This window comes from Cellulosimicrobium sp. NPDC030954, from assembly GCF_055571305.1.
On record NZ_JBVIFN010000005.1, the window covers coordinates 140,919 to 162,153 of the forward strand.

At 75.3% G+C, this 21,235-nt stretch carries 21 protein-coding genes; 4 read left to right on the plus strand and 17 right to left on the minus strand.

The window, feature by feature from the left end; all coding sequences use genetic code 11:
- Positions 1-14: 14 nt before the first annotated feature.
- Complete coding sequence (locus ACZ402_RS12030; RefSeq protein WP_375825056.1) at positions 15-1,391, minus strand: ADP-ribosylglycohydrolase family protein; 1,377 nt, start codon at positions 1,389-1,391, stop codon at positions 15-17.
- Positions 1,392-1,417: 26 nt separating this feature from the next.
- Between ACZ402_RS12030 and ACZ402_RS12035 the strand changes: the two genes are divergently transcribed.
- The gene (locus ACZ402_RS12035) at positions 1,418-1,906 is read left to right on the plus strand and encodes a heme-degrading domain-containing protein (protein ID WP_375825057.1); all 489 of its coding nucleotides are present in this window, start codon (positions 1,418-1,420) and stop codon (positions 1,904-1,906) included.
- A gap of 3 nt (positions 1,907-1,909) precedes the next feature.
- Here ACZ402_RS12035 and ACZ402_RS12040 read toward each other — a convergent pair whose 3' ends face one another.
- The 6 genes from ACZ402_RS12040 to ACZ402_RS12065 form a co-directional block, all read right to left on the minus strand.
- Complete coding sequence (locus ACZ402_RS12040) at positions 1,910-3,064, minus strand: OmpA family protein (RefSeq protein ID WP_375825058.1); 1,155 nt, start codon at positions 3,062-3,064, stop codon at positions 1,910-1,912.
- Positions 3,061-3,651 (minus strand): hypothetical protein, encoded by a 591-nt coding sequence (locus tag ACZ402_RS12045; protein ID WP_336724757.1) that lies wholly within the window; start codon positions 3,649-3,651, stop codon positions 3,061-3,063. Before ACZ402_RS12045 ends, ACZ402_RS12040 begins: the two co-directional genes overlap by 4 nt.
- Positions 3,652-3,841: 190 nt before the next feature.
- Positions 3,842-4,363: an Hsp20/alpha crystallin family protein gene (locus tag ACZ402_RS12050; RefSeq protein ID WP_375825286.1), complete on the minus strand. Its 522-nt coding sequence runs from the start codon at positions 4,361-4,363 to the stop codon at positions 3,842-3,844.
- Positions 4,364-4,519: 156 nt separating this feature from the next.
- On the minus strand, positions 4,520-4,879 hold the full coding sequence (locus ACZ402_RS12055; protein WP_375825287.1) for a carbohydrate-binding protein: 360 nt from the start codon (positions 4,877-4,879) through the stop codon (positions 4,520-4,522).
- Entirely contained in the window at positions 4,876-5,316 is a 441-nt protein-coding gene (locus tag ACZ402_RS12060) for a hypothetical protein (RefSeq protein ID WP_375825288.1), read from the minus strand. The genes ACZ402_RS12055 and ACZ402_RS12060 overlap by 4 nt, the downstream gene beginning before the upstream one ends.
- An 86-nt stretch (positions 5,317-5,402) precedes the next feature.
- Complete coding sequence (locus tag ACZ402_RS12065) at positions 5,403-6,407, minus strand: hypothetical protein (RefSeq protein WP_375825289.1); 1,005 nt, start codon at positions 6,405-6,407, stop codon at positions 5,403-5,405.
- A gap of 136 nt (positions 6,408-6,543) precedes the next feature.
- Here ACZ402_RS12065 and ACZ402_RS12070 point away from each other — a divergent pair, with 136 nt between their 5' ends.
- Entirely contained in the window at positions 6,544-6,975 is a 432-nt protein-coding gene (locus ACZ402_RS12070) for a PASTA domain-containing protein (RefSeq protein WP_375825290.1), read from the plus strand.
- Positions 6,976-7,002: 27 nt separating this feature from the next.
- Here ACZ402_RS12070 and ACZ402_RS12075 read toward each other — a convergent pair whose 3' ends face one another.
- Positions 7,003-8,304 (minus strand): exonuclease domain-containing protein, encoded by a 1,302-nt coding sequence (locus ACZ402_RS12075; RefSeq protein ID WP_375825291.1) that lies wholly within the window; start codon positions 8,302-8,304, stop codon positions 7,003-7,005.
- Between the two features lie 220 nt (positions 8,305-8,524).
- Here ACZ402_RS12075 and ACZ402_RS12080 point away from each other — a divergent pair, with 220 nt between their 5' ends.
- Together ACZ402_RS12080 and ACZ402_RS12085 are read left to right on the plus strand one after the other, a co-directional pair.
- Complete coding sequence (locus tag ACZ402_RS12080) at positions 8,525-10,291, plus strand: M28 family peptidase (RefSeq protein WP_375825292.1); 1,767 nt, start codon at positions 8,525-8,527, stop codon at positions 10,289-10,291.
- Positions 10,292-10,404: 113 nt separating this feature from the next.
- Complete coding sequence (locus ACZ402_RS12085; protein ID WP_375825293.1) at positions 10,405-11,682, plus strand: hypothetical protein; 1,278 nt, start codon at positions 10,405-10,407, stop codon at positions 11,680-11,682.
- 3 nt (positions 11,683-11,685) lie between these two features.
- On the opposite strand, the gene ACZ402_RS12090 is transcribed toward ACZ402_RS12085, so the two are convergent.
- The 9 genes from ACZ402_RS12090 to ACZ402_RS12130 form a co-directional block, all read right to left on the minus strand.
- Positions 11,686-12,369 (minus strand): SDR family oxidoreductase, encoded by a 684-nt coding sequence (locus ACZ402_RS12090; RefSeq protein WP_375825294.1) that lies wholly within the window; start codon positions 12,367-12,369, stop codon positions 11,686-11,688.
- 147 nt (positions 12,370-12,516) lie between these two features.
- Positions 12,517-13,137 (minus strand): hypothetical protein, encoded by a 621-nt coding sequence (locus ACZ402_RS12095; protein WP_465285871.1) that lies wholly within the window; start codon positions 13,135-13,137, stop codon positions 12,517-12,519.
- A gap of 106 nt (positions 13,138-13,243) precedes the next feature.
- Complete coding sequence (locus ACZ402_RS12100) at positions 13,244-14,560, minus strand: NAD(P)/FAD-dependent oxidoreductase (protein WP_375825296.1); 1,317 nt, start codon at positions 14,558-14,560, stop codon at positions 13,244-13,246.
- A 190-nt stretch (positions 14,561-14,750) separates the two neighbouring features.
- Positions 14,751-15,977 carry a globin domain-containing protein gene (locus tag ACZ402_RS12105; protein WP_375825297.1) on the minus strand — a complete coding sequence of 409 codons (1,227 nt, stop codon included), beginning with the start codon at positions 15,975-15,977 and terminating at the stop codon, positions 14,751-14,753.
- A gap of 71 nt (positions 15,978-16,048) precedes the next feature.
- Entirely contained in the window at positions 16,049-16,483 is a 435-nt protein-coding gene (locus tag ACZ402_RS12110) for an Rrf2 family transcriptional regulator (RefSeq protein WP_375825298.1), read from the minus strand.
- 218 nt (positions 16,484-16,701) lie between these two features.
- A complete protein-coding gene (locus tag ACZ402_RS12115; RefSeq protein ID WP_375825299.1) occupies positions 16,702-18,552 on the minus strand; it encodes an AMP-binding protein in 1,851 nt (616 codons plus the stop codon).
- Positions 18,549-19,616 (minus strand): hypothetical protein, encoded by a 1,068-nt coding sequence (locus ACZ402_RS12120; RefSeq protein WP_375825300.1) that lies wholly within the window; start codon positions 19,614-19,616, stop codon positions 18,549-18,551. Before ACZ402_RS12120 ends, ACZ402_RS12115 begins: the two co-directional genes overlap by 4 nt.
- Positions 19,613-20,215, minus strand: coding sequence for an ATP-binding cassette domain-containing protein (locus ACZ402_RS12125; protein WP_255179749.1), 603 nt, complete (start codon positions 20,213-20,215; stop codon positions 19,613-19,615). Before ACZ402_RS12125 ends, ACZ402_RS12120 begins: the two co-directional genes overlap by 4 nt.
- Entirely contained in the window at positions 20,212-21,207 is a 996-nt protein-coding gene (locus ACZ402_RS12130) for a peptidoglycan-binding protein (protein ID WP_375825301.1), read from the minus strand. The genes ACZ402_RS12125 and ACZ402_RS12130 overlap by 4 nt, the downstream gene beginning before the upstream one ends.
- Positions 21,208-21,235 lie beyond the last annotated feature (28 nt).

Here is a 21,235-nt window from a genome sequence, read left to right on the forward strand (position 1 = left end):
CCGGGTTCGGCGTGTCAGGTCGACGGTCCGTCCAGGGGCTCGACGACGATGCCGCCGAAGCGGGCGTCGCGCGCTCGGTGCTCGACGCCGCCGATCCAGACGCGCCCGCTCCGCACCGCGTCGGACGCGGGGGAGCGGTCGAGGTAGTGCGCCTGGTAGCCGCCGCCGAGGTCCACGTTGGTCAGCGAGACCGCACGACCCGCCTCGTCGGTGACGTCGGCCTCGCACCACGCGCACACGTGCCGCGGGTAGCGGGGGTTCCAGCGGACGAGCGTCCCGCACAGCGGGCAGAACTGCGTACGGACCGGCTCGGCGTCGGCGGGCGCGAGCGCGCCCGCGCGGACGAGGCCGCCCTGCGCGGTGCGGCGGGCGAGCGCGGTGAGCTGGCGCCGCGCGATCCCGGGCCAGCCGTGGACGGCGGTCGCCCACTCGGACGGCACGGCGCGCGCGCCGTAGGCGGCGCCGAGCAGGGCGCCGGCGATGGCCGCGACCGTGTCGGTGTCGCCGCCGATCGACACGGCGGCCTGGAGCGCGGCCGCGAGGTGGTCGCGGTGGGCGAACGTCGAGCCCTGCGGCGCGGAGGTGGTCGCGATGGCGTGCCACGCCGCCTGGAGCGCGGTGACGGTGAAGCCGTTCTGCCGCAGGTCGCCCGTGGGCCGCGCGAGCTCGGCGTCGGCGATCCACCCGGACCAGCGCGCCGCCGCGTCCGGGTCGAGGAGGTCGAGGCCTGCGCGGACGTCGAGCCGCTGCTCGGTCACCGCGACGCGCACGGCCTCCGACCACAGCACGCACGACTCGGCGGCGAGCGGGTCGGTGTGCGTGATCTCCGCGACGGCGCGCGCCGCGCGGGCGGTCGCGTCCCGGTCGTCCAGGGCCACCAGCCCGACGACGCCCGTGCGCATGAGCGCGCCGTTCCCGGCCGTGCGCCCGGTCGCCGCGTGCAGCGCCGCGGACGCCTCGCGCAGGCGCGTCGCGGCGGGTCCGCGCCGGGCGGCGGCGTCGCGCAGCACGGCGGCGGTCTGCGTCCCGACGTCGGTCGCGCCCCCGGTGCGCCACGCCTCGAAGGCGGCGGCGACCTCGTCGAGCGGGGTCGCGCCGAACGCGTCCGGGACGGGGGAGAGCGCGTCGTGGGCGGCCGTGACCCGGGCGACGCACACCGACATCTGGGTGTCGTCGCTCCACTCACCGGGCGCGTACGGGCCGAGGCCACCGCCGCGCATGACCGCGACCGATTCCTGCCGCCCCGGGCCGGGCGGCTGCGCGAACTCGTACGGCACCCCGAGCGCGTCGCCCGCCGCCTGGGCGAGCAGCACGCCCGACGCACGGTCGAGGAGGGAGAAGCCGAGCACGTCGAGCGGTTCGCGGGCAGGCGGGGGCGGCGTCGTCGTCACGGCGTGATCGTGCCACGATGAACGCCATGACCACGACGCCCGACGACCTCGCCGCCCTGATCGCCTCCGTCGAGGCGGACGAGCGCGACCTCGTGCTCCGCACCTTCACGCACGACGACGCCTGGCGCCTCGGCTGCCTGCTGGTCGAGCTCGCGGACGAGCGCGACCTGCCGGTGACGATCGACGTCCGCAAGGGCCCCCAGCAGGTGTTCCACGCCGCGCGCGAGGGCACGACGCCGGACAACGACACCTGGGTCCAGCGCAAGGTGCGGGTGGTCGAGCGGTTCGGGGCGTCGTCGTACCTCGTGGGCCTGCGCGCCCGCGCGAAGGGGACGACGTTCACCGACCAGCACCAGCTCCCGCTGCAGGAGTTCGCCGCCCACGGCGGAGCGTTCCCGGTGCGCGTCGAGGGCGTCGGGATCGTCGGCGTCGTGACCGTGTCCGGGCTCGCCCAGGGCGACGACCACGCGCTGGTCACCGAGGCTCTGCGGTCCTTCCTGGGTCGGGGCGCGTAGCGGTCAGTCCCCGACGAGCGGGACGTCCTCGAACGTGGGCCACGTCGGCGTGACGTTCACGTAGAGCGACGTCAGCGAGTCGTCGAGCGGCCGCGGCAGGTACACCTCGTACCGCGCGGTCTGCCCGACCGCGGTCCGCACGAAGATCGGGTCGCTCTCCAGCTCGCGCGCGCCGCTGCCGCGCACGGGCTCGTAGGAGACGAGCGCGTACGGGTCGACGGCGGACGGGTGCAGCTCGCCCCGGCCCGTGAGGTCGTACACGGAGATCCGGTCCGTGGCACCGTCGACCGGGTCGAGCGGCGTGAGCTGGACGCGGAGCCGCATGACCGGGCCGCGCACGACGATCGGCTCGATCGCGACGCGCACGCGCTCCTCGCGGCCCTCGTCGTTCGGCACGACGACGGTCTTCTCCACGACCGCCTCGCCGTCCTCGACGAGGTCGATCCGGGGTGCGTCGGCGGGGACGTGGTCGGCGTCGACGGGCGCGAGCTCGTGCTCCTCGACCTCGATCCCGCCCTCGCCGGGCGTGGTGCCGGAGTAGCGCAGCTCGACCCGTCGGTTCTGGGCGCGGTCGTCGGCGACGTCGTCGCCGCTCTCGTCGACCTTGAGCTGCGACTCCCCGTGGCCCTGCGCGTCGAACGTGACGTCGGGGCGCACCGCCGCCGCCGCCGCGGCGACCGCCTGGGCGCGACGCTGGGAGAGGTCGAGGTTGTCGGCCTCCTCGCCGACCGAGTCGGTGTGGCCCGCGACGCTCGCGGTCACGCCGTCGGGCAGGTCCGCAGCGACCTCCTGGACGCGCTGCACCGCCGCGTCGGACAGCTCGGCCGAGCCGACGTCGAACAGCACGTCCGTCTCGAGCGTGACGACGACCTCGTCCTCCTCGACCTCGACGTACTCGAAGGACGTGACGGCCCCCTCGGTCTCGAAGGTCGTCGCGACGCCGGGGTCGAAGTGCCGGACGGCCTTGTCGAGCGACTCGCGGTTGGGGGGACCGCCGAGGTCGTCGAGGGTGAGCGCGTCGATGCCGGGGACGTCGGGCGTCGGGTCGGCGCCGGGGTCGTCCTCCGCGGTCGCGGGAGCCGCCGCGGCCGCGAGCAGCGTCGTCGTGACGACGACGGCGGTGAGCGACGTGACCGCGGTGCGGCGCGCGCGGCTCACTCCTCGACCTCGTAGGTCACCGGGACGTCCTCGAACGGGGGCCACGACTCGTGGAGTCGCACGTCGACGGCGACCGGGTCGCCCGCGGGGCGCGGGAACCAGGCCTGGTACAGGAGCGGGCGGCCGTTCACGGTCTTCGCCGCCACCACGTCGGTCGCGAGGTCGGTCCCGCCGGAGGAGATGAGGTCGTACTCGGTGAGCGCGTCCACGTCGACGATCGTCGGGTTGTGGTCGTGCCCGAGCATGTCGTACGCCGAGTGCGCCTCGGGCTTCTCCGCGTCCGCGTCGGCGAAGCGCGGCGTCATGAGCACGCGCAGCTCGACCGTCGAGCCCTCGGCGACGAGCGACACCAGCCCGAGCGAGACCTCGTCCTCGGCGGAGCCGGGGACGGGCAGCCGCGCCTCGAGGACCGGCTGGTACTCCTCCGCGCCGACGGCGACCGGCGTCGGCCCGTCCGCCGACGCGTCGCCGGAGCACGCGGCGAGGGTGAGCGCGAGGGCCACCGCGGTGGCGACGCCGGCCAGGAGCGCGCGGGGGCGTGGGAGGGGCGAGGGCACGGGCAGGCCCGGAGGCGTGGTGCTCGGCATGGCCGGAAGGCTAGCGGACCGGAACGTCCTCGGACCGGCCCGTTCGTGGGGAGAGGTCCCCATCGGGGCAGACGGGCGGGGCCGGTGCCGTCGGGCACCGGCCCCGCCCGCGGTCCGGCCGCGCAGGGGGGCGGGCGCGGCCGGGGTCAGGGCGCCGGCGCGACGTCGCACGTCACGCCGGCGGTGCGCCTCACGCCGCGCGCGTGACCTCGATGCGCTGCGGGGCGCGACCGGCGAACACGCCGGCGACGGTCACGGTGAGCACGCCCGCGTCGTAGGACGCGCGGACGGCGTCGGCGTCCGCCGACTTCGGCAGGGTGACGTTGCGGCGGAACTCGCCGAACCGCACCTCGCGGACGCGCCGCCCGGCCGGGGCGACCTCGGCCGCCTCGCCGGCGTCCACCGCGGGCTGCTCGCCCTCGGCGGCCTCGTCCGCCGTCTCGGCCGCGGGGGCGTCGACGACGCGCTGGTCGCGACGCTCGCCGCGGACGACGAGACGACGACCCTCGAGCTCGACGGTCACGTCGCGCTCCGGGTCGACGCCCGGCAGGTCGAAGCGGGCGACGAGGTCGTCGCCCTCGCGGTAGACGTCCGCGGCGGGCGCGTAGCCCGTCCGCGCGACGGGGGCACCCGCGGGCCGCGTCCAGAGCTGGCGCACGACGCGCTCGGTGGGCAGCGGGCGGAACGGTGCCACGGTGTAGGTGCTGATCATGGTGGTCCTCCAGGTCTTCGTGCCACGGTCGGCCCGTGGCGTCCTGACCTGTCCAACCTTGAGCGTGCCCGGCTCAGTCCCGCGTTCGCGGACGACGAACGGCGCGGTGCCCGACCCGCACCACCCGCTCCGCAGGCTCAGCCCGACCCGCGGTCGTCAGCAGAGCGCGACGTGCTGCCACGGCCCCCACGCGGCGGACGACGGCGCCTCGCTCCGCGTCCACCAGCGCGCCTCCCACAGGCTCCCGCCGTGCAGCACGCGGTCGCCGCCGACGTAGACCGTCGTCGCGGACCACGCGGCGAGCGCCGCGTCGTCGCACCCCGCGGGGTGCTCGGGCTCCGGCGTCGGGGTGTCGGTCGGGTCGGGGTCCGGCTCCGGCTCGGGGTCCGGGTCGGGCGTCGGGGTGCCGCCCGCGGTCACCACGGGGACGCCGGGGTTCACGAGCCCGTCGCCGCCGACGACCGTGTTGTCGTCCGTCACCGTGACCGGGCAGGCCACGGGGTCGTGCACCGTCACCTCGATCGCGTACCGGCGCTGCCCGTCGCGCCCGTGAGGTCGGCGTGGTTGCCGCGGAACACCGTGCCGCAGCCCCACCCCGGGGACTGCTGGTGCGTCTGGAAGCCGAACTTCGTCGTGGCCGTCCCGACGTTGTCCTCGACGACGTAGTCGTTCCCCTTCACGTCGACCCACGAGTCGTCGTAGTTCGCGCCCGTGAGCCCGTCGCCGACGAACATGTTGCGCGCGATCCGCCCGCCCGTCGTCCCCTCCTTGACGTCGACGTTCTCCCCGCGCACGAGCGGACCGATGGTGTTGTCGAGGATCTGCACGTGGTCCGACCGGTCGGAGTAGTCGTTCGCCGAGCCGACGTAGACCCCCTCGGCCCGCGGTGCAGCGAAGAGCGGGGCCAGGAGCGAGCGGTGCGCGGCGTCGTCGCCGCGTGCGGTGCGGGGCATGGGCCGACGGTCCCGCCGCGGCCCCGGGAGGTCAACGGGCGCCGTCGGATCGTGTGGTTCTCCCGCAGCGCCCTACGGGGAATCCCTCACCCGGGCGCGGTCGTGCGCGCGGCACGGCGCGCCTTGCGGGCGGCTGCGGCACGCTGCTCGGCGGTGTCGAGCCGCGCGTCGGCGCTCTCGAGCGCCTCGCGGGCGCTCGCCTCCGCCTCCCGGGTCTCGGACAGGCGCGCGCGCAGCTCCTCGCGCGCGTCGGCGAGCCGCGCCAGCTCGTCCTCGACGTGCCCCAGCTCTTCCTCCACCTGCCCGACGGCGTCGCTCGCCGCCCGCACGCGCGTCTCCGCCTCGTCGCGCTCGGCCTCCAGGCGGTCGACCTCGGCCGCGGACTCCTCGACCTCGCGCTCGGCCGCCGCGACGGCGTCCTCGGGCGGCTCTCCGCCGTCGGGGGAGGAGCCGGAGCGCGCGGTGCGAGCACGGCCGGTGCCGCTCCCGGCGCCCGCCCCGCCTGCCGCGGTCCGGGAGCCGCGCGCGCCGGCCGCACCGGTGCGCTCCCGCAGCTCGACGACGTCGGCGGGCTCGCCGCCCTCGTCGACGATCCCGAACCCGACGTGCTGCAGGGCCTGCGCGAGCCGCCCCGCACGGACGAGCGCGCCCGCGTCCGGGTCCATGACCGCGGCGGTGAGCGTCTCCGCGAGCCGGTCGAGCGCCGTCGCGGAGACCGCCCGGCCCGCGACCTCGCCCGCGTCGCGCAGCTCGCCCACGACGCGCTCCACGCGCTCGCGCCGCAGCCGGTCGAGCGTGCGGATGCGCGTACGGTCGCGGTCCGTCGTCGCGTCGCGGAGCTCGTCCCCGAGGCTGACGAGGGCGGCGACGTCGTCGGGACGCTCGCGCGCGACCTGGTTGACGACCCACGCCGCCACGGTCGGCTTCGCGAGCCGCGCCACGCGCTCCGCACCCACGGCGTCCCCCGACGCCTTGATCTCCTTCGCCGCCGCGGTGCGGGCGACGACGAACTGCTCGAGCGGCAGCGCGAAGAGCCCGTCGACGAGCGCGTCGGCGTCGGGTGCCGTGCCGAGCATGCCGCGCTTGCCCATGCTGCCCAGCGTCGCACCTGTGCACTGCTCGTGCTCGGTCTCCGTGTGCGAGCGTGCTCGACTTTCACCCTGCGTTCGCCGTGCTCCGCAGCGAGTTCCGGCCCAGAGTGGAGGACGAGTCGAAAGGGGCAGGTCGATGAGGAAGACGATCGTCGCGGTGGTGGGCCTGGTGTCGTTCGCTCTCGCCGGGTGCAGTGGCAGCCCCGCCGACCCGGTCACCGTGACCGTGACCGAGGAGGCTGAGCCGCAGGAGGACGCACCGGCGCCCGACGACACCGAGCCCGAGCAGTCCGGCGAGCCGGAGACGGCATCGAGCGCGGACCAGGAGGTCGAGCAGACCTTCGAGATGCCTTCTGTCGTCGGGCAGAACCTCCAGGACGCGCAGGACCTGCTCCAGACCCTTGACTCCTACGTCATGGACCAGGTCGACGCGACAGGGCTCGAACGCTTCGCGGTCAACGACTCCAACTGGACCGTCTGTGCGCAGGACCCGGCACCTGGAGCGGTCGTACCGATCTCCACCGTGGTCACACTCTCCGCAGTCAAGCTGGACGAGGCCTGTCCCTGAGCAGCCCTGCGCGCCCGTGAGCGGACATCACGCAGCCTGTGCGGAACGGGCGGCGAGCAGCGCCGCGAGGGCCGCCTCGGTGACGACGGGGATGCCGTACCGGCGGGCCGTGCGGGCCTTCGTCGAGAGCGAGTCCGGGTCGGCGGCGACGACGAGCCGGCTCCGGCGCGTCACGTAGGGCCAGGGAGAGAGGCCCGCGGCCCGCACGTCGCGCTCCCAGGCCTCGCGCGTACGCGACATCGACCCGGTGAGCACGACCTCGTCGCCGTCGGCCAGCACGAACGCCGGGCGCGGGGCGACGGCGAGCTCCGCGGCGAGCCGCGCCCCGAGCGCCGCCTCGACGGCTCCCGCGACGTCGTCCGCGTCGAGGCCGAGCTGGCCCGCGACCTCGTGCAGCGCGGGGTCGTCGCGGACGGAGCCGCCGTCGTCGCGGTCGCCCGCGGCGGTCGCGCCGTCGAGGGCGTCGAGCTCCGCCCGGGCGAGGGCGGTCAGGTAGTCGCGGTGCACGCCCTCGACCGCGGCCCGGTCCAGCCCGGCCCGCCGCGCCTCGGCGAGGAGCGCCGCACGCTCCGAGTGCGACACGTAGCGGTCGAGGAGCGCGGCGTCGAGCAGGCGCAGGTAGGTCTCGGTGTCGACGTCCGGGCGCTCGGCCCGGGGGTGCGCGTCGCCCGCGCGGGTGCCCGGCGCCTCGTCGAGCCCGGCGAGCCAGTGCCCGCGAGCGCGGCTCGCGCCGCGCAGGACCGGCTCCACGCCGGGGAGCGCGGCGGGCAGCGACCACCGCACCCCGTCGGCCGCGGCGCGGGCCACGTCCCAGCACTCGTCGTCGGCCGCGACGTCGAGGTAGTACCCGAGCAGCCCGGCGGTCGCGCGCGCGTCGCCGAGGGCGGAGTGGACGCCGTCGTGCACGACCCCCACCGCCGCGCAGCACGCGGCCAGTGCGCGCGAGCCCGTGAGGTACCGGCCCGCGAGCTGCTGGGTGCACAGGCACGCGACGGGGTCGATCGCGGCCGCGATGCCCGCGCGCCCGATCTCCGCGCGCAGGAACCGCGTGTCGAACGCCGCGTTGTGCGCCACGAGGACGCGGCCGGAGAGCAGGCGCAGGAGGGCGGGGGCCACGCGGTCGAACGTCGGGGCGAGCGCGACGTCTGCCGCCGCGATGCCGTGCACGTGCTGGGGCCCCAGGTCGCGCTCGGGGTTGACCAGCGTGGACCACTCGTCCTCGACCCGGCCCGCGGCGTCGACCAGCACCACCGCGACCTCGGCGACCCGGTCGCCGAGGCGAGGGGAGAACCCCGTGGTCTCGAGGTCGACGACGGCGAATCCGGGCACGGGCACAGTCTGCCCGACGCCGCCCACGCCTCGTCACCACCGTCGTCACCGTGTCTGCGGCCGCGACCACCCGCGGGCGCGCAGGGGTTTCGCGCCGGGCCCCGTGGGCCTACGCTCGCGAGCACACGAGCCTTCGCAGCGTCGCGCGTCTCGTGTGCGACTCGGCCGGACCCCGACACGACCGGGGTCGGCCGGCGGGGGCCACTGTCGAGGAGGATGCGTGAGACCACGAACGATCGTCCCGTCTGCCGCCGCCGCGAGCCTCGTGCTCGCGGCACTGACCGCAGCGCCCGTCGGCGCTGCCCCCGCAGGCGGACTGCGTGCCGCCGACGGACCGCCCCCGCTCGAGGACCTCGTCACCGGCGACGCGGTCATGCAGCGGCTCCAGGACTTCCAGGACATCGCGGACGCCAACGGCGGCAACCGCGCGATGGAGACGCCCGGCTACGAGGCGAGCGCCGTCTACGTCGAGGACGCCCTGCGGGCCGCGGGCTACGAGCCCGAGCGCCAGTACTTCACGTTCGAGGACCTGGTCACCGACGACCTGTCCCTCACCGCGGCCGGCGTCGAGGTGACGTCGGACGTGTACCCCGCCGAGTTCGCCCCCGACACCCCGGACGACGGCGTCACGGGCCCGATCGTCCAGCCCGCCGACGCGCTGGTCCAGGGCTGCACCGCCGACACCTGGGACGGGGTCGCGGTGGAGGGCGCCGTCGCGCTGGTCAGCCGCGGGTCGTGCCCGTTCGCGGACAAGGCGCGGTTCGCCGCGGAGGCCGGCGCCGCCGCCGTGATCCTCTACAACAACACCGACGGCGCGCTGAACCCGACCCTCGGCGAGGCGAGCGACGTCTGGGTCCCGACCGTGGGCATCACGCAGGCGGCCGGGCAGCAGATCCTCGCGGCGATCACGGGTGGCGCCGAAGCGGTCGCGACCTACGACCTGCAGACGCACGTCGAGGAGTTCGAGACGTTCAACGTGCTCGCCCAGACGCCGGGCGGTCGCGACCACAACGTCGTCATGGTGGGCGCGCACCTCGACGGCGTCGAGGACGGGCCGGGCATCAACGACAACGGGTCCGGGTCGGCCGCGATCCTCGAGGTCGCGGTCCAGCTCGCCGCCGCGACCGACGGCGGCCAGGACGTCGAGAACGCCGTGCGGTTCGCGTGGTGGGGCGCGGAGGAGGTCGGGCTGCGCGGCTCGACGCACTACGTGAGCGACCTCGTCGAGAACGACCCCGCGGCGCTCGACGACATCGCGACCTACCTCAACTTCGACATGGTCGGCTCGCCGAACTACATCATCGGCGTGTACGACGCGAACGAGTCGACGTACCCCGCGCCCGTCGAGGTGCCGCCGGGCTCGGCCGAGACCGAGGCGGTGTTCACCGACTACTTCGACGGCATCGACCAGGCGTGGGTCGACACCGAGTTCTCGGGCCGCTCCGACTACCAGGCGTTCATCGAGAACGGGATCCCGGCGTCGGGCCTGTTCACCGGCGCGGACGGCTCGAAGACGGCCGAGGAGGTCGCGATGTTCGGCGGCACCGAGGGCATCTTCTACGACCCGAACTACCACTCGCCGGCAGACACGATCGACAACGTCGACGCGACCGCGCTCGACATCATGTCGCGCGCGATCGGTCACGCCGTCGCGTCGCTGTCCGAGGACACGTTCGCGATCAACGGCGTGGGCAACCCCCGCGTCGACGCGATCGAGGCGGAGGCGCGGTGCCTGAACGGCACCGCGTACGTCGCCGTCCGCGCGACCAACGGCGAGGACCAGCCCGTGTCGCTGCGCCTCGTGACGCCGTTCGGGCAGCGGGCGTTCGGCCAGGTCGCCCCCGACGCGAACGCGTACCAGTCGTTCTCCACCCGCTCGGCGTCGGTCGAGGCCGGCACCGTGAGCGTCGTCGCGCGCCTCGCGGGCGGCGGGGAGAACCACTCGCAGACGTACGACGTCGCGTACGACGCGATCGCCTGCGGCTGACGCAGCGCGGGTCGTACGACGGGCGGGGCCGTCCTCCACGAGGAGGGCGGCCCCGTCCGGTCTACGCTGGCCCGCGGTGCGCCGTCGGGCGGCGCGACGGACAGGGGGGTCACGTGGCGAAGGAACCGTTCCTCACGACGACGGAGGACGTGCCGGGGGAGGGCCCCGACCTGCCCGGCACGACGTCGGGGGACGAGCGCAGCACCCTCGCGCGGCTGCTCGGTGAGAAGCGCCTCCTGCGCGTCCCGGCGGTGCCGCGCCCCACGCTCCCGCGGCCCTCGTTCTCGCTGCCCGGCCCGCTCGGCCGACGCGCGCGGGGCGGCGCCGGGCAGGCGACCGAGCAGCCCGGCCCACGGACCGACGAGCACCCGGTCGACCCACCCGAGGACCGCCCGGCGACCGCCGCGCCCGGCGCCGTCGACCCGGGAACCGGCTGTGGCCCCGGACCGGGCCTCGACGCCGCGCTGGAGGACGCGCTCGTCGAGGCGCTCGCGGACGACGGTGCGGAGACGGACGACGGAGAGGCCGGCGGAGAGGCCGGCGGCGGGGCGGCCGACGGCGCCGCGGCCGACGGCGCGTTCGACGAGGTCGTCGCGGAGTGGGTGCGGCGCGCGATCGCCGCCTACCCCCGGCCGTCGTACCCGCTCGAGCGGGAGTGGGACGTGTCGGTCCAGGGGGTGGTGCGGCTCGTCCCGTACGTGCCGCGGTTCGCGACGGCGCCGCTCGCGCTGCTCGACCGGTTCGGCGCCGTGACGATCGGTCCGGAGCGGGTGGGCCTCGACGGCAAGGACGTGGACTGGGAGCGCGTGGTCGAGATCCGCACGGCGCCCGCGTGGACGTGCCTGTCGGCCGAGGCGCTGGAGGTGAACCTCGCGCAGTACGTCGTGGCGCTGCCCCCGCTGCCCGGCCGGGCGTGGGTCCTGCGGAAGATCAGCGAGCTCCTGCTCTCGCTCTACCTCGCCGTGCTCCCGCCGGACGCGGACGGCGACGACGTCGTCGCCGACGCCCAGGCCCTCCTCGGGACGGCCGGCGCCGAGGGCAGCGTCCCGGACCTGCCTGGCGACGATGCGGACGCGGCGCGCGGGGACGTCGCCGGCACGGTCGCGGACGCGCCGTCGGACCCGATGTTCGACCGGGTGGTCACGCAGGTGGTCTACCGGCGGCGGTTCGGGACCGGCGAGGCGCAGTCGAGCACGACGGGCGTCCTGCTCCAGCTCGCGCTGCGCGGCGCGACGGACACGATCGTCCGCACGGCCGCGGAGCACGGCGTCGAGGTCGTGCACGTGCGTGCCGAGGACACGAGCGTCGGTGCGGTCGTGGCGCGCGCAGCGACGTGGCGCCGCACTGCGCTCGACCTGCGCGAGCGGGTGGACCGCCGCCTCGGGCGCTGAGGGCTACCGGTCGAGCGCCTCGAGGATCGGCGTGTCGCCCGCGGTGAACCGGACGAAGCGGCCGACCGTCGCCGGGGTGCGCACGGCCTGCGCGACGACCATCGCGACGTCCGCGCGCGAGACCTGCGAAGCAGCGCCGTCGGGGACGTCGTCGGCGCCGTCGAGCCCGTCGGGGCCGTCGCCGACGACGCGGATCGCGCCGGTCGGGCCGTCGTCGGTCAGCGTGCCGGGCCCGAGGATGGTCCAGTCGAGGTCCGTGCCGCGCAGATGGTCGTCGGCGGCGAGCTTGGCGTCCGCGTAGGCGAAGAAGCTCGAGTCGGGGTCGACGCCGTGGTCGGGCACGGAGCCGATCCACGACACCATCAGGTAGCGGCTCACGTCGGCGGCGGAGGCGGCGTCCATCGAGCGGCCCGCGGCGTCGCGGTCGACGGCGTAGGTGCGCTCCGGGTTCCCGCCGCCCGCCCCCGCCGACCACACGACGGCGTCGAACCCGCCGAGCGCCCTGGCGAGCTCGTCGACGGACGCGCTCTCGACGTCGAGCAGGAGCGGCTCGCCACCCAGGCGGCGGACGAGCGGGAGCTGCTCCTCGGCGCGCACGATCCCGGTCACCGCGGCGCCGTGGTCGACGAGGATGGGGACGAGCAGCCGGCCCACCTTGCCGTGGGCACCGACGAGGGCGATCTTCATGCGGCGGACTCCTGTCTGCTGGCGTCGAGATCGACCCGAGCGGTCGAGATCGACCCTCTGAGGGCCGATCTCGAGACGGTCAGGTCGATCTCGCGGTGTGGTTCCACGGTGCTCCCGCACCGGTTACGCCGCCACCCGAGGGACAGGTCAGGGGCACTGGCGAGCGTTCGGGGCCGCGCCCAGGACGACCGTCTCCGACGCCCGGACGAGGTCGCCGCCCGTCGGGTCCTGCTCGCAGACCGTCCAGCCGTTCGACGCGCCCGGCAGGGAGCCCGCGCGCGGGTCGCGTGCGTCGACGACCACCACCGTCGCCGCGCCGCGCTGCTCCAGGTCGGCGCGCGCCTGCTTGAGCCTCGTCTCCACGAGGTTCGGCATCGGGAACGCGGGCTCGATCTCGACCGAGAGCTCGACGCCGTCGGACCCGCCCGGCGGGACCGGGGTGCCCGGCCCGGTCGTCGGACCGTCTGTCGGGCCGTCGGTGGGGTCGTCGGTGGGGTCGGGCGTCGGGCCGTCGGTCGGCTCCTCGGTCGGCACCGTGGTCGGCTCTGCGGTGGGTGACGGCGTCGGGGCCCCGGGACCACCCGGCACGCCCTCGACGCGGCAGCCCGCCAGCGCCGCCACCGCCACGGCCGCGAGCACGACGACGCGCGTCCGCCGCGGTACCGCCGTCGTGCGCGCACGCCCGACGCGGTGCGCCCCGTGCTCCTGGGAGATGTCCTTCAGCCGGCCCGTCGTCGTCGACGGTGCCGTCGTTCGTCCTGCCACCACACGTGCCCCCGTTGCCCCTGCGAACTTCTCTGCGTCTTCGAGGGTACGTGACGGTCGCGGCCCGTGCGGCCGGGGGAGGTGCCGCGGGCGGGTGATCCTCGCGCGGTCAGCCGCGGCGCGGGCCCGTCCGCTTGGGCGGCCGGACGGTCGGGACGTCGCCGACGATGGGGATCGGGCGGCGGTGGAACGGGAACCCGTAGCGCGTGACCAGGCCGGCGAGCGTCGTCAGCCGGTTGCGCGGCCCGATGAGCCCCATGATGTGGACGAACAGCCAGGCGAGCCACGCGACGCCCCGCGTGAGCCGCAGCCGTCCGACGACCTCCGCGATCGCCGCGCGCCGGCCGATGACCGCCATGGTGCCCTTGTCGAAGTAGCGCAGGGACGTCGTCGGGCGGCCGGCGAGCAGCGCCTCGATGTTGCGCGCGACCTGCGCGCCCGACTGGATCGCGGGCTGCGCGAGCTGCGGCAGCCCCGCCGGGGAGACCGCGATGTCACCGGCCGCGAAGACCCCGGGCAGGCCCTCCACCTGCAGGTCGTCGCCGACGACGACGCGCCCGCCCTCGCCGCGCGGCAGCCCCCAGTCGTCGACCTCCTCGTGCGGGTGGACGCCCGCCGACCAGACCGTGAGGTCGGACCGGATGCGCGTGCCGTCCGTCAGCACGACGGCGTCCGGCAGCACCTCGGCGACCCCGGCCCCCAGGTGCAGGCCGACGCCGCGACGCCGCAGCTCCTCGGCCGCGTACCGGCGCAGCCTCGGGTGGAACGACTTGAGCACCTCGCCGCCGCGCTGGACGATCTTCACCTCGAACGCGTCGCCGTGGATCTCGGGGTACGCGGGGCGCAGCCCGGCGGTCCGCAGCTCGGCGAGCGCCCCCGCGACCTCGACGCCCGTCGCGCCGCCGCCCACGACCACGACACGCAGCCCGTCGTCCGTCGCCGGGCTCGCCGCGGCCTTCTCGAGCCGGATGAAGAGCGTGTCGCGGATCTTCATCGCCTGCGACCGCGAGTACATGGGGAACGAGTTCTCCTTGGCGCCCGGGGTGCCGAAGAAGTTCGCCGTGACACCGTTCGCGACGACGAGGTAGTCGTAGTCGACCCACTCGTCGTTGAGGAGCCGGATGCGGCGCGCCTCGTGGTCGATCCCGACGAGGTGCTCGTGCACGACCCGGACGTTCTTCTGCTTGAGCCGCAGCCCGCGCAGGAAGTACGTGACGTCGCCCGGGTTCAGGCCGCCCGTCGCGACCTGGTAGAGCAGCGGCTGGAACGTGTTGTAGACGCGGCGGTCCACGAGCGTCACGCGCACGGGCGCCTTCGCGAGCCCCTTGACGACGGCGAGGCCGGCGAACCCGGCGCCGACCACCACGACGTGCGGCAGGGGGTCGGGGGCTGCCGCACCAGGCGCAGCGGTGACGGGCTCGGGCACGGGGCCTCCTCGGGGCGACGGGGTGGGAGAGCGCCGGTGCCCGCCCGCCTGCGTCGCGGACGTCGCCGACGACGTCTGCCAGGTTACGGCGAACCCCGCCCTCGCGCCGAACAGGCGGCCACGACGCGCGCCGGGGCGAGGCGTGCGTCGTGGCCGCCTGCCCGGCGGCCCCCGTCCGGAGGAGGAGTGCTCAGTTCACGCCGGCCGGCAGCCAGGAGTCGGGGCCGAACACCTCGTAGTGGATCCGCTCCGCCGCGACGTCCCGCGCGACGAGCTCGTCGCGCACGGCCAGCATGAACGGCAGCGGTCCGCACAGGTACGCCTCGGTCGCGGGGTCGATGTCCAGCTCGGACAGGTCGACGCGGCCGGTGCGGACGTGCTCCGGCGTCGCGCCCGTGCCGGGCGTCTCGTACCAGGTGTGCAGGACGGCGTCCGGCAGGCTGCCCACGAGGGCGCCCAGCTCCGTGCGGTGCGCGTGGCGCGACGGCGAGCGGTCCGCGTGCACGACGGCGACGTGCCGCGGGGTCGCGTCGTCCGCCGTCGCGAGGTGGTCGAGCATCCCGAGCATCGGCGTGACGCCGATCCCTGCGCTCACGAGCAGCAGCGGGTGGTCGGCGTCCTCGAGCGCGAGGTCGCCGAACGGGAGCGAGACGCGCAGCGTGTCGCCCTCGAACACGTTCTCGTAGAGGTGGTTCGACACCTCGCCCGCCGGGTAACCGGGCTCGGCGGGGCTCTCGGCGATCCGACGCACGCCGACGCGCCACGTGCTGCGCCCCGGCCCCGAGGAGAGGCTGTACTGCCGGATCTGGTGCGCGCCGTCGGGCAGCGTGACCTGGACCGAGACGTACTGGCCCGGGGAGAACGCCGGCAGGGGAGCGCCGCTCGGGTCGGCAAGCACGAACGACACCGTGTCCGTGGCCTCCAGGCGGCGCTCGGCGACGACGAGGTCGCGCCACACGTCGCCGTCGTCGACGCCCGCACCGGTGTACAGGGCCTTCTCCGCCGTGACGAGCGTGTGCGCCATGTGCCAGTAGACCTCGTCCCACGCCGCCGCGACCTCGGGCGTCACGGCGTCGCCGAGCACCTCGACGATCGCCGCGAAGAGGTGCTCGTGGACGATCGGGTACTGCTCGGCGACGATCCCCAGCGACGCGTGCTTGTGCGCGATGCGCGCGACCAGCGCCGCGGGCGGCGGGCCGGCGGGGTCGACCAGCATCGTCGCGTACGCGGCGATCGCCCCCGCGAGCGCCTTCTGCTGCTCCCCCTGCGCCTGGTTTCCGCGGTTGAACAGGTCGCGCAGCAGCTCCGGCCGCGCGGCGAACATACGGCGGTAGAACACCGGGGTGATGTCGCCGATCGCGGCCCCGATGACGGGGAGGGTGGCACGGACGACCTCGGTGGACTTCTCGGACAGCATCGGCTGCTCCCATCCTGACGGTGATGGTGGGTGGTGCCCGGCCGTGCGGTCGGGCCGACGGGCGCCCGTGGTCACCGGGTGCCCAGCGCGAGGAGCACGGGGCCGGTCGGCGTCCGTGCCAGGTCCTCGACCGTGAAGCGGTCGAGGACGGTGAAGAACGCCTCCTGGGCCTCGCGCAGCGCGCCGCGGAGCCGGCAGGCCTGGCGCAGCGGGCACGGCGTCGGGCCCTCGCACTGCGCGACCTCGCCGGGTCCCTCGAGCTCGCGCGCGATCCAGCCGACCGACGCGGACCGTCCCGTGGCGCTCAGCCGGACCCCGCCTCCGCGACCCCGTCGCGCCGCGACGACCCCGAGCTCCGCGAGGCGCGTGACGACCTTCGTCGTGTGGTTGTACGACACGGCGAGCTGTGCGGAGACGTCCTGCGTGCTCATCGTCTCCTCGGCGTCGAGGACGGCGAGGCGCATGACGGTCCGCAGCCCGAGGTCCGTGAACTGGGTCAGCTGCACGCTTCGAACCTAGGCGAAGTCGCATCTGGCGCGCGACTTTATCTGACGTGACGTCGGTCATGCTCACCTGCGGAGAGAGACCCCGCTCTACCTCGCGCTACCAGGGGTCTACCCTCGGCCGACCGAGGGTCTACCTCGGGGGCTGGGTGGGGCCCTCCGACCGTGGGCCCGACCCTGCGGGTCCGAGGTCCGGGCGCGCCGCGGACCGGGCCGCGCGGTCAGGCGTGGTGGTGCTCGACGTCGTCGCGGTGCAGGAGGTCCTCGCGGACGACGCGGCGCAGGACCTTGCCGATCTGGGAGCGCGGGAGCTCCGGCACGACGGCGAGCGTGCGGGGCAGGGCGTAGCGGGCCAGGCGCCGCTCGCCCCACTCGCGCACGGCGGCGAGGTCGACGCGCGGGGGCGAGCCGGCGTCGTCCGCGTCGTCGAGGACGACGACGGCCGCGACGTGCTCGTCGGACCCGCTGCCGGGGACGCCCACGACGGCGACGTCCCGCACGCCGGGCATCCCGCGCAGGTGGTCCTCGACCTGGGAGGGGTACACCTTGAACCCGCCGGTGACGATCATCTCCTTGATGCGGTCGACGAGCGTGACGAGCCCGGCGTCGGGGCCGTCGAGCGCGACCCGGACGACGTCGCCGGTGCGCAGCCAGCCGCCGTCGAGGAGCTGGTGCGCGGTCTCCTCGGGGCGGTTCCAGTAGCCGCGGAACACCTGCGGGCCGCGCACGAGCAGCTCGCCGCGCACGGTGCGCGGCGCGGCCGGGTCGTCGGTGGGCTCGGGGTCGGCGTCGCGCAGGTTCCCGGCGTCGAGAGCGTCGGCGTCGACGACGCGGATCTCCGTGCTGGGGAAGGGCAGGCCGAGGGTCCCGGGCCGACGGTCGTCGGAGCAGGGGTTGCCGAGCGAGATCGGGGACGTCTCGGTCATGCCGTAGCCCTCGATGAGCAGACCGCCCGTTGCGTCCTCCCAGCGGCGTGCGGTCTCGGCGGTGATGGGCATCGCGCCCGCGAACGCGAGGCGGATCGAGGTGAGGTCGGAGCCCGGCCCGGGCGCGTCCGCGGCGGCGGTGACGATGCGGTCGAACATGGGCGCGACGCCGGGCAGGAACGTCGCGGGCCGCCGCGCCTGCGCGGCGACGAACGCCTGGGGGTCGAACTTGGGGAACGCGACGAGCGTCGCGCCGATGCGCGCGGGCAGGGTGAGGCAGAACGTCAGCCCGAACGCGTGGAAGAAGGGCAGCACGCCGTAGACGGTCTCGGCACCTTCCTCGAACGTGGCCCACGCCTGGCCCTGCACGACGTTCGCGACGAGGTTGCGGTGCGTGAGCACCGCGCCCTTGGGCGTGCCCGTGGTGCCGCCCGTGTACTGGAGGAGCGCGACGTCGTCGGCGCCCGGGTGGGGGAGCGACGGCGGGAGCGCCCGCGCGCGGCGGACGAGGTCGTGCCAGTCGGGGACGCCCGCGGGGACGGGGCCGCGCAGCGCGTCGCGCTGGGCGCGCGCCCGCGCGACGGGCAGGCGCAGCGCGAGGCGGCTGCCGCGCGGGAGGTCGCGCGCGATGTCGAGCCCGACGACGGTGCGCAGGCCGGGCGCGTGCGAGCGGGCCTCGAGCACGGCCGGGACGGTCTTGGTCCACACGACGGCGACGCTCGCCCCGGAGTCGGCGAGCTGGTGGGCGAGCTCGTCGGCGGTGTACGTGGGGTTGTGCTCGACGACGACGGCGCCGAGGCGCTGGACGGCGTAGAACGCGACGACGTGCGACGTGCCGTTGGGGAGCACGAGCGCGACGCGGTCGCCACGGCGCACGCCGAGGTCGTGCAGGGCGCTCGCGGCGCGCTCGACCTGCGCGACGAGCCGGGCGTACGTGGTGGTCGCGCCGAAGAAGTCGACCGCGACGCGGTCCGGCCAGCGCTCGGCCGCGCGGTAGAGGGCGGCCGTGACCGGCTCGTCGGGCACCGCGACGTCCGTCGGGACGCCGGGAGCGTAGCGGGCGGTCCACGGCCTCGTCGCCAGAGTGTTCACTACGCCACCGTAACCTACGGTTGCGTAGGTTGTGTGCGGCGTCGGTGTGGTCATCGGTCCTTTGCGTAGGCGAACAGGTCCTTCTCGCGCGTCGTGGCCAGGGCGACGGCGACGCCTGCCACGCCACCCGCCAGCACGGACAGGGCCACGCGCGCACCGAGGACCGCGCCGACCAGCAGGTCGCCGTCCCGGCCGAACCAGGCGAGGGAGAGCGCCATCCCGACCGCTACCGCCGGAGCGGTCCACAGGACCGCCTCGAGCGACACGATCGTCCACAGGTCACGCCGTCGCATCCCGTCGTGGAGGGCCGTGGCGAGCTCCACCCGGCGAGCCCGTACGGCGACGAAGGCCACGACGGCAGCGATCAGCCCGACGAGGAGCCCTCCGAACCGGGTGACGCGATCGTGGAACAGCCCCGCGCCGTCGAGCCCGGAACCCAGCGTGGAGTTGAGCTGCTGCACCTGGGGGACGTCGTCGGCGTCGCCGCCCGGCCGGAGCACGGTGAAGAGGAGGGGGTTCAGCTCCGTGGTCATCGGCCACGCCTCGACCCAGCACTCGTCGAAGGGTGCGCGGTACCCGGTGACGCTCACCGCGAGATAGCCGTACCCGTCCCTCCGGCCGTCGCGAGGGTAGGCGTAGGTGCCCGCGAGGCGAGTCGTCCCGGTCGTCGCGGAGAGTCGGTCGCCGAGCTCGAGGCCGAGCGTCGCGACGGCGTCGTCGGTCAGGATCAGGCCCGGCCCACCGTCGGTCGTGGCGCCGACGACGGCCGGGAACCCTGGACTCGCGTCCGCGGCGGGCATGGGGGCACCGGGAAGGGCGACGGCGGCGACGGACTCGTCCGGTCGGACGGTGAGCGCACCCGCGGTGTGTACCCCGGGCAGATCGCGCAACGACTCGCACCGCGCGCCGTCGACCCGGCCCGGTGCTGAGATCGTGAGGACCGACCCACCCGCCGCCCGGAAGTCCGCAGCCTGCTGTTCGAGCGTCGCTGCGGTCGAGATCTCGGCGACCGTCGCGGTCACCACCAGGCCGATCAGCACCAGCGCCAGCGTGACGCAGCGTGCGGTGCCTGTGGAAGCGTTGCGCCACGCCTCGCGCAGGATCGAGCGCAGCCTCATGCGGCGGGGTCCAGCGTCAGGTCGACGTGGTCCGAGCAGGAGTCGCGGGTCGCGGCGTCGTGGGTCGCGACGACGATGATCGTCGCGGGCGAGCGCAGCGCACCGAGGGACGCGTTGACGGTGCGGGCGGTCGGCAGGTCGAGCTGCGCGGTCGGCTCGTCCACGAGCAGGAGCCCCGGTTCGGACGCGATGGCCCGCGCCAGCATCAGGCGCTGCGCCTCCCCGCCCGAGAGGCGGCGGAACTGCTGCTGCGCGATGCCGTCGAGCCCGAACCTGCTCAGGAGGTCGGTGGCTCGTCGCTCCGCCTCCCGGGGGTGCAGCCCTCGGACGAGCAGCGGGAGCGCGACGTGGTCGAGCGCCGAGCGTCGCGGCGTCCCGTGCGGGTTCTGGAACACCCACCCGGTCCGCCCGATGCCGTCCCGCGCGACGGTGCCCTCGCGGGGCTCCTCCCACCCGGCGAGCAGGCCGAGCAGGGTGCTCTTGCCCGACCCCGACGGACCCGTGAGCGCGTAGGTGCGACCTGGCCGCAGATCGAGGTCGAGCCCGCGGAAGAGCCAGGGGCGCCCGGGGAAGTGGTGCCCGAGGCCGCTCGCCGTCACGCGCACGCGGAGTCCGGTCGGGGCGACGTGTCGACGGCGGTCGGCGGGGTGCCGTCGAACAGGACGAACGTCTGCCCGAGCTCGGACCCGACGACCCGCAGCCTGTGGGGCACGGCGTCCGTGGTCACGCAGGTCGTCCCGTCAGGTGCCGTGATCACGGCGGACGGTGGGACGACCGACACGTCGACCGGTTCTGCCAACCGCAGCTGACCGACCGGCGCCTCGTCGCCTGTGCCTGCCTGCTGGAGCGAGGGCGCAGCGTCGAGCTGTGCGAGCAGTGCTGGGTCGGTGATCGGGTTCTGCGGCTCGACCGCGACGTCGATCCCGTCCACCCGGAGCGTGCGCGCCCCGGCGACGAGGTCGGACGGCGCGCCGTCGCGCAGCGCGACGCCTGCCAGCGTGCCGGGCGTCACGACGAGCTCCGCTCCGGCCTCGAGCTGGCTCCCTGTCGTGACCGAGCACTCCGCGACGGTGACCGAAGGTCCGGGGATCCAGAGGAGACGAGATCGCGGGACGGAGGTGAGGGCCGAGGGGTCGCCGAGGTCGTCGAAGAGTGCGTTGACTGCCCGCAGGGTCTTCGTGCCGAGCGTTCCAGTGGCCTCGACCGGGTGCCCCAGACGCGTCAGCTCCTCCTGCAGCGCCCGCACGTCGTTGCCCTCGGTGCCGACCGGAAGGTCCCGCCACAGCGGGAGCGTCGTCGCGAGCGCGACGACCGGTGCGTCGTCGAGCCAGAGCGGCGCGGTCCCGGACTCGATGGTCGAGCCGGGACGGCAGTCGAAGCGTGTGACCAGACCGCTACCGGGTGATGCCAGCCCCGACTCCTCGCCACGGGCGACGGCGAGCCGGACGGAGCGGACGTCGTCGAACGTCGCGGACCGGACCTCGAAGGTGGTGATGGGAGCGGGCGGTCGAAGGGCTGCGGGAACGGCCGGGGACGTCCACGCGGCACCGAGGACGACCCCCACGGCGACGAGCGTCAGTGCGCCGATCACCCACAGGCCCACCGTGGCCGGGCTGCGA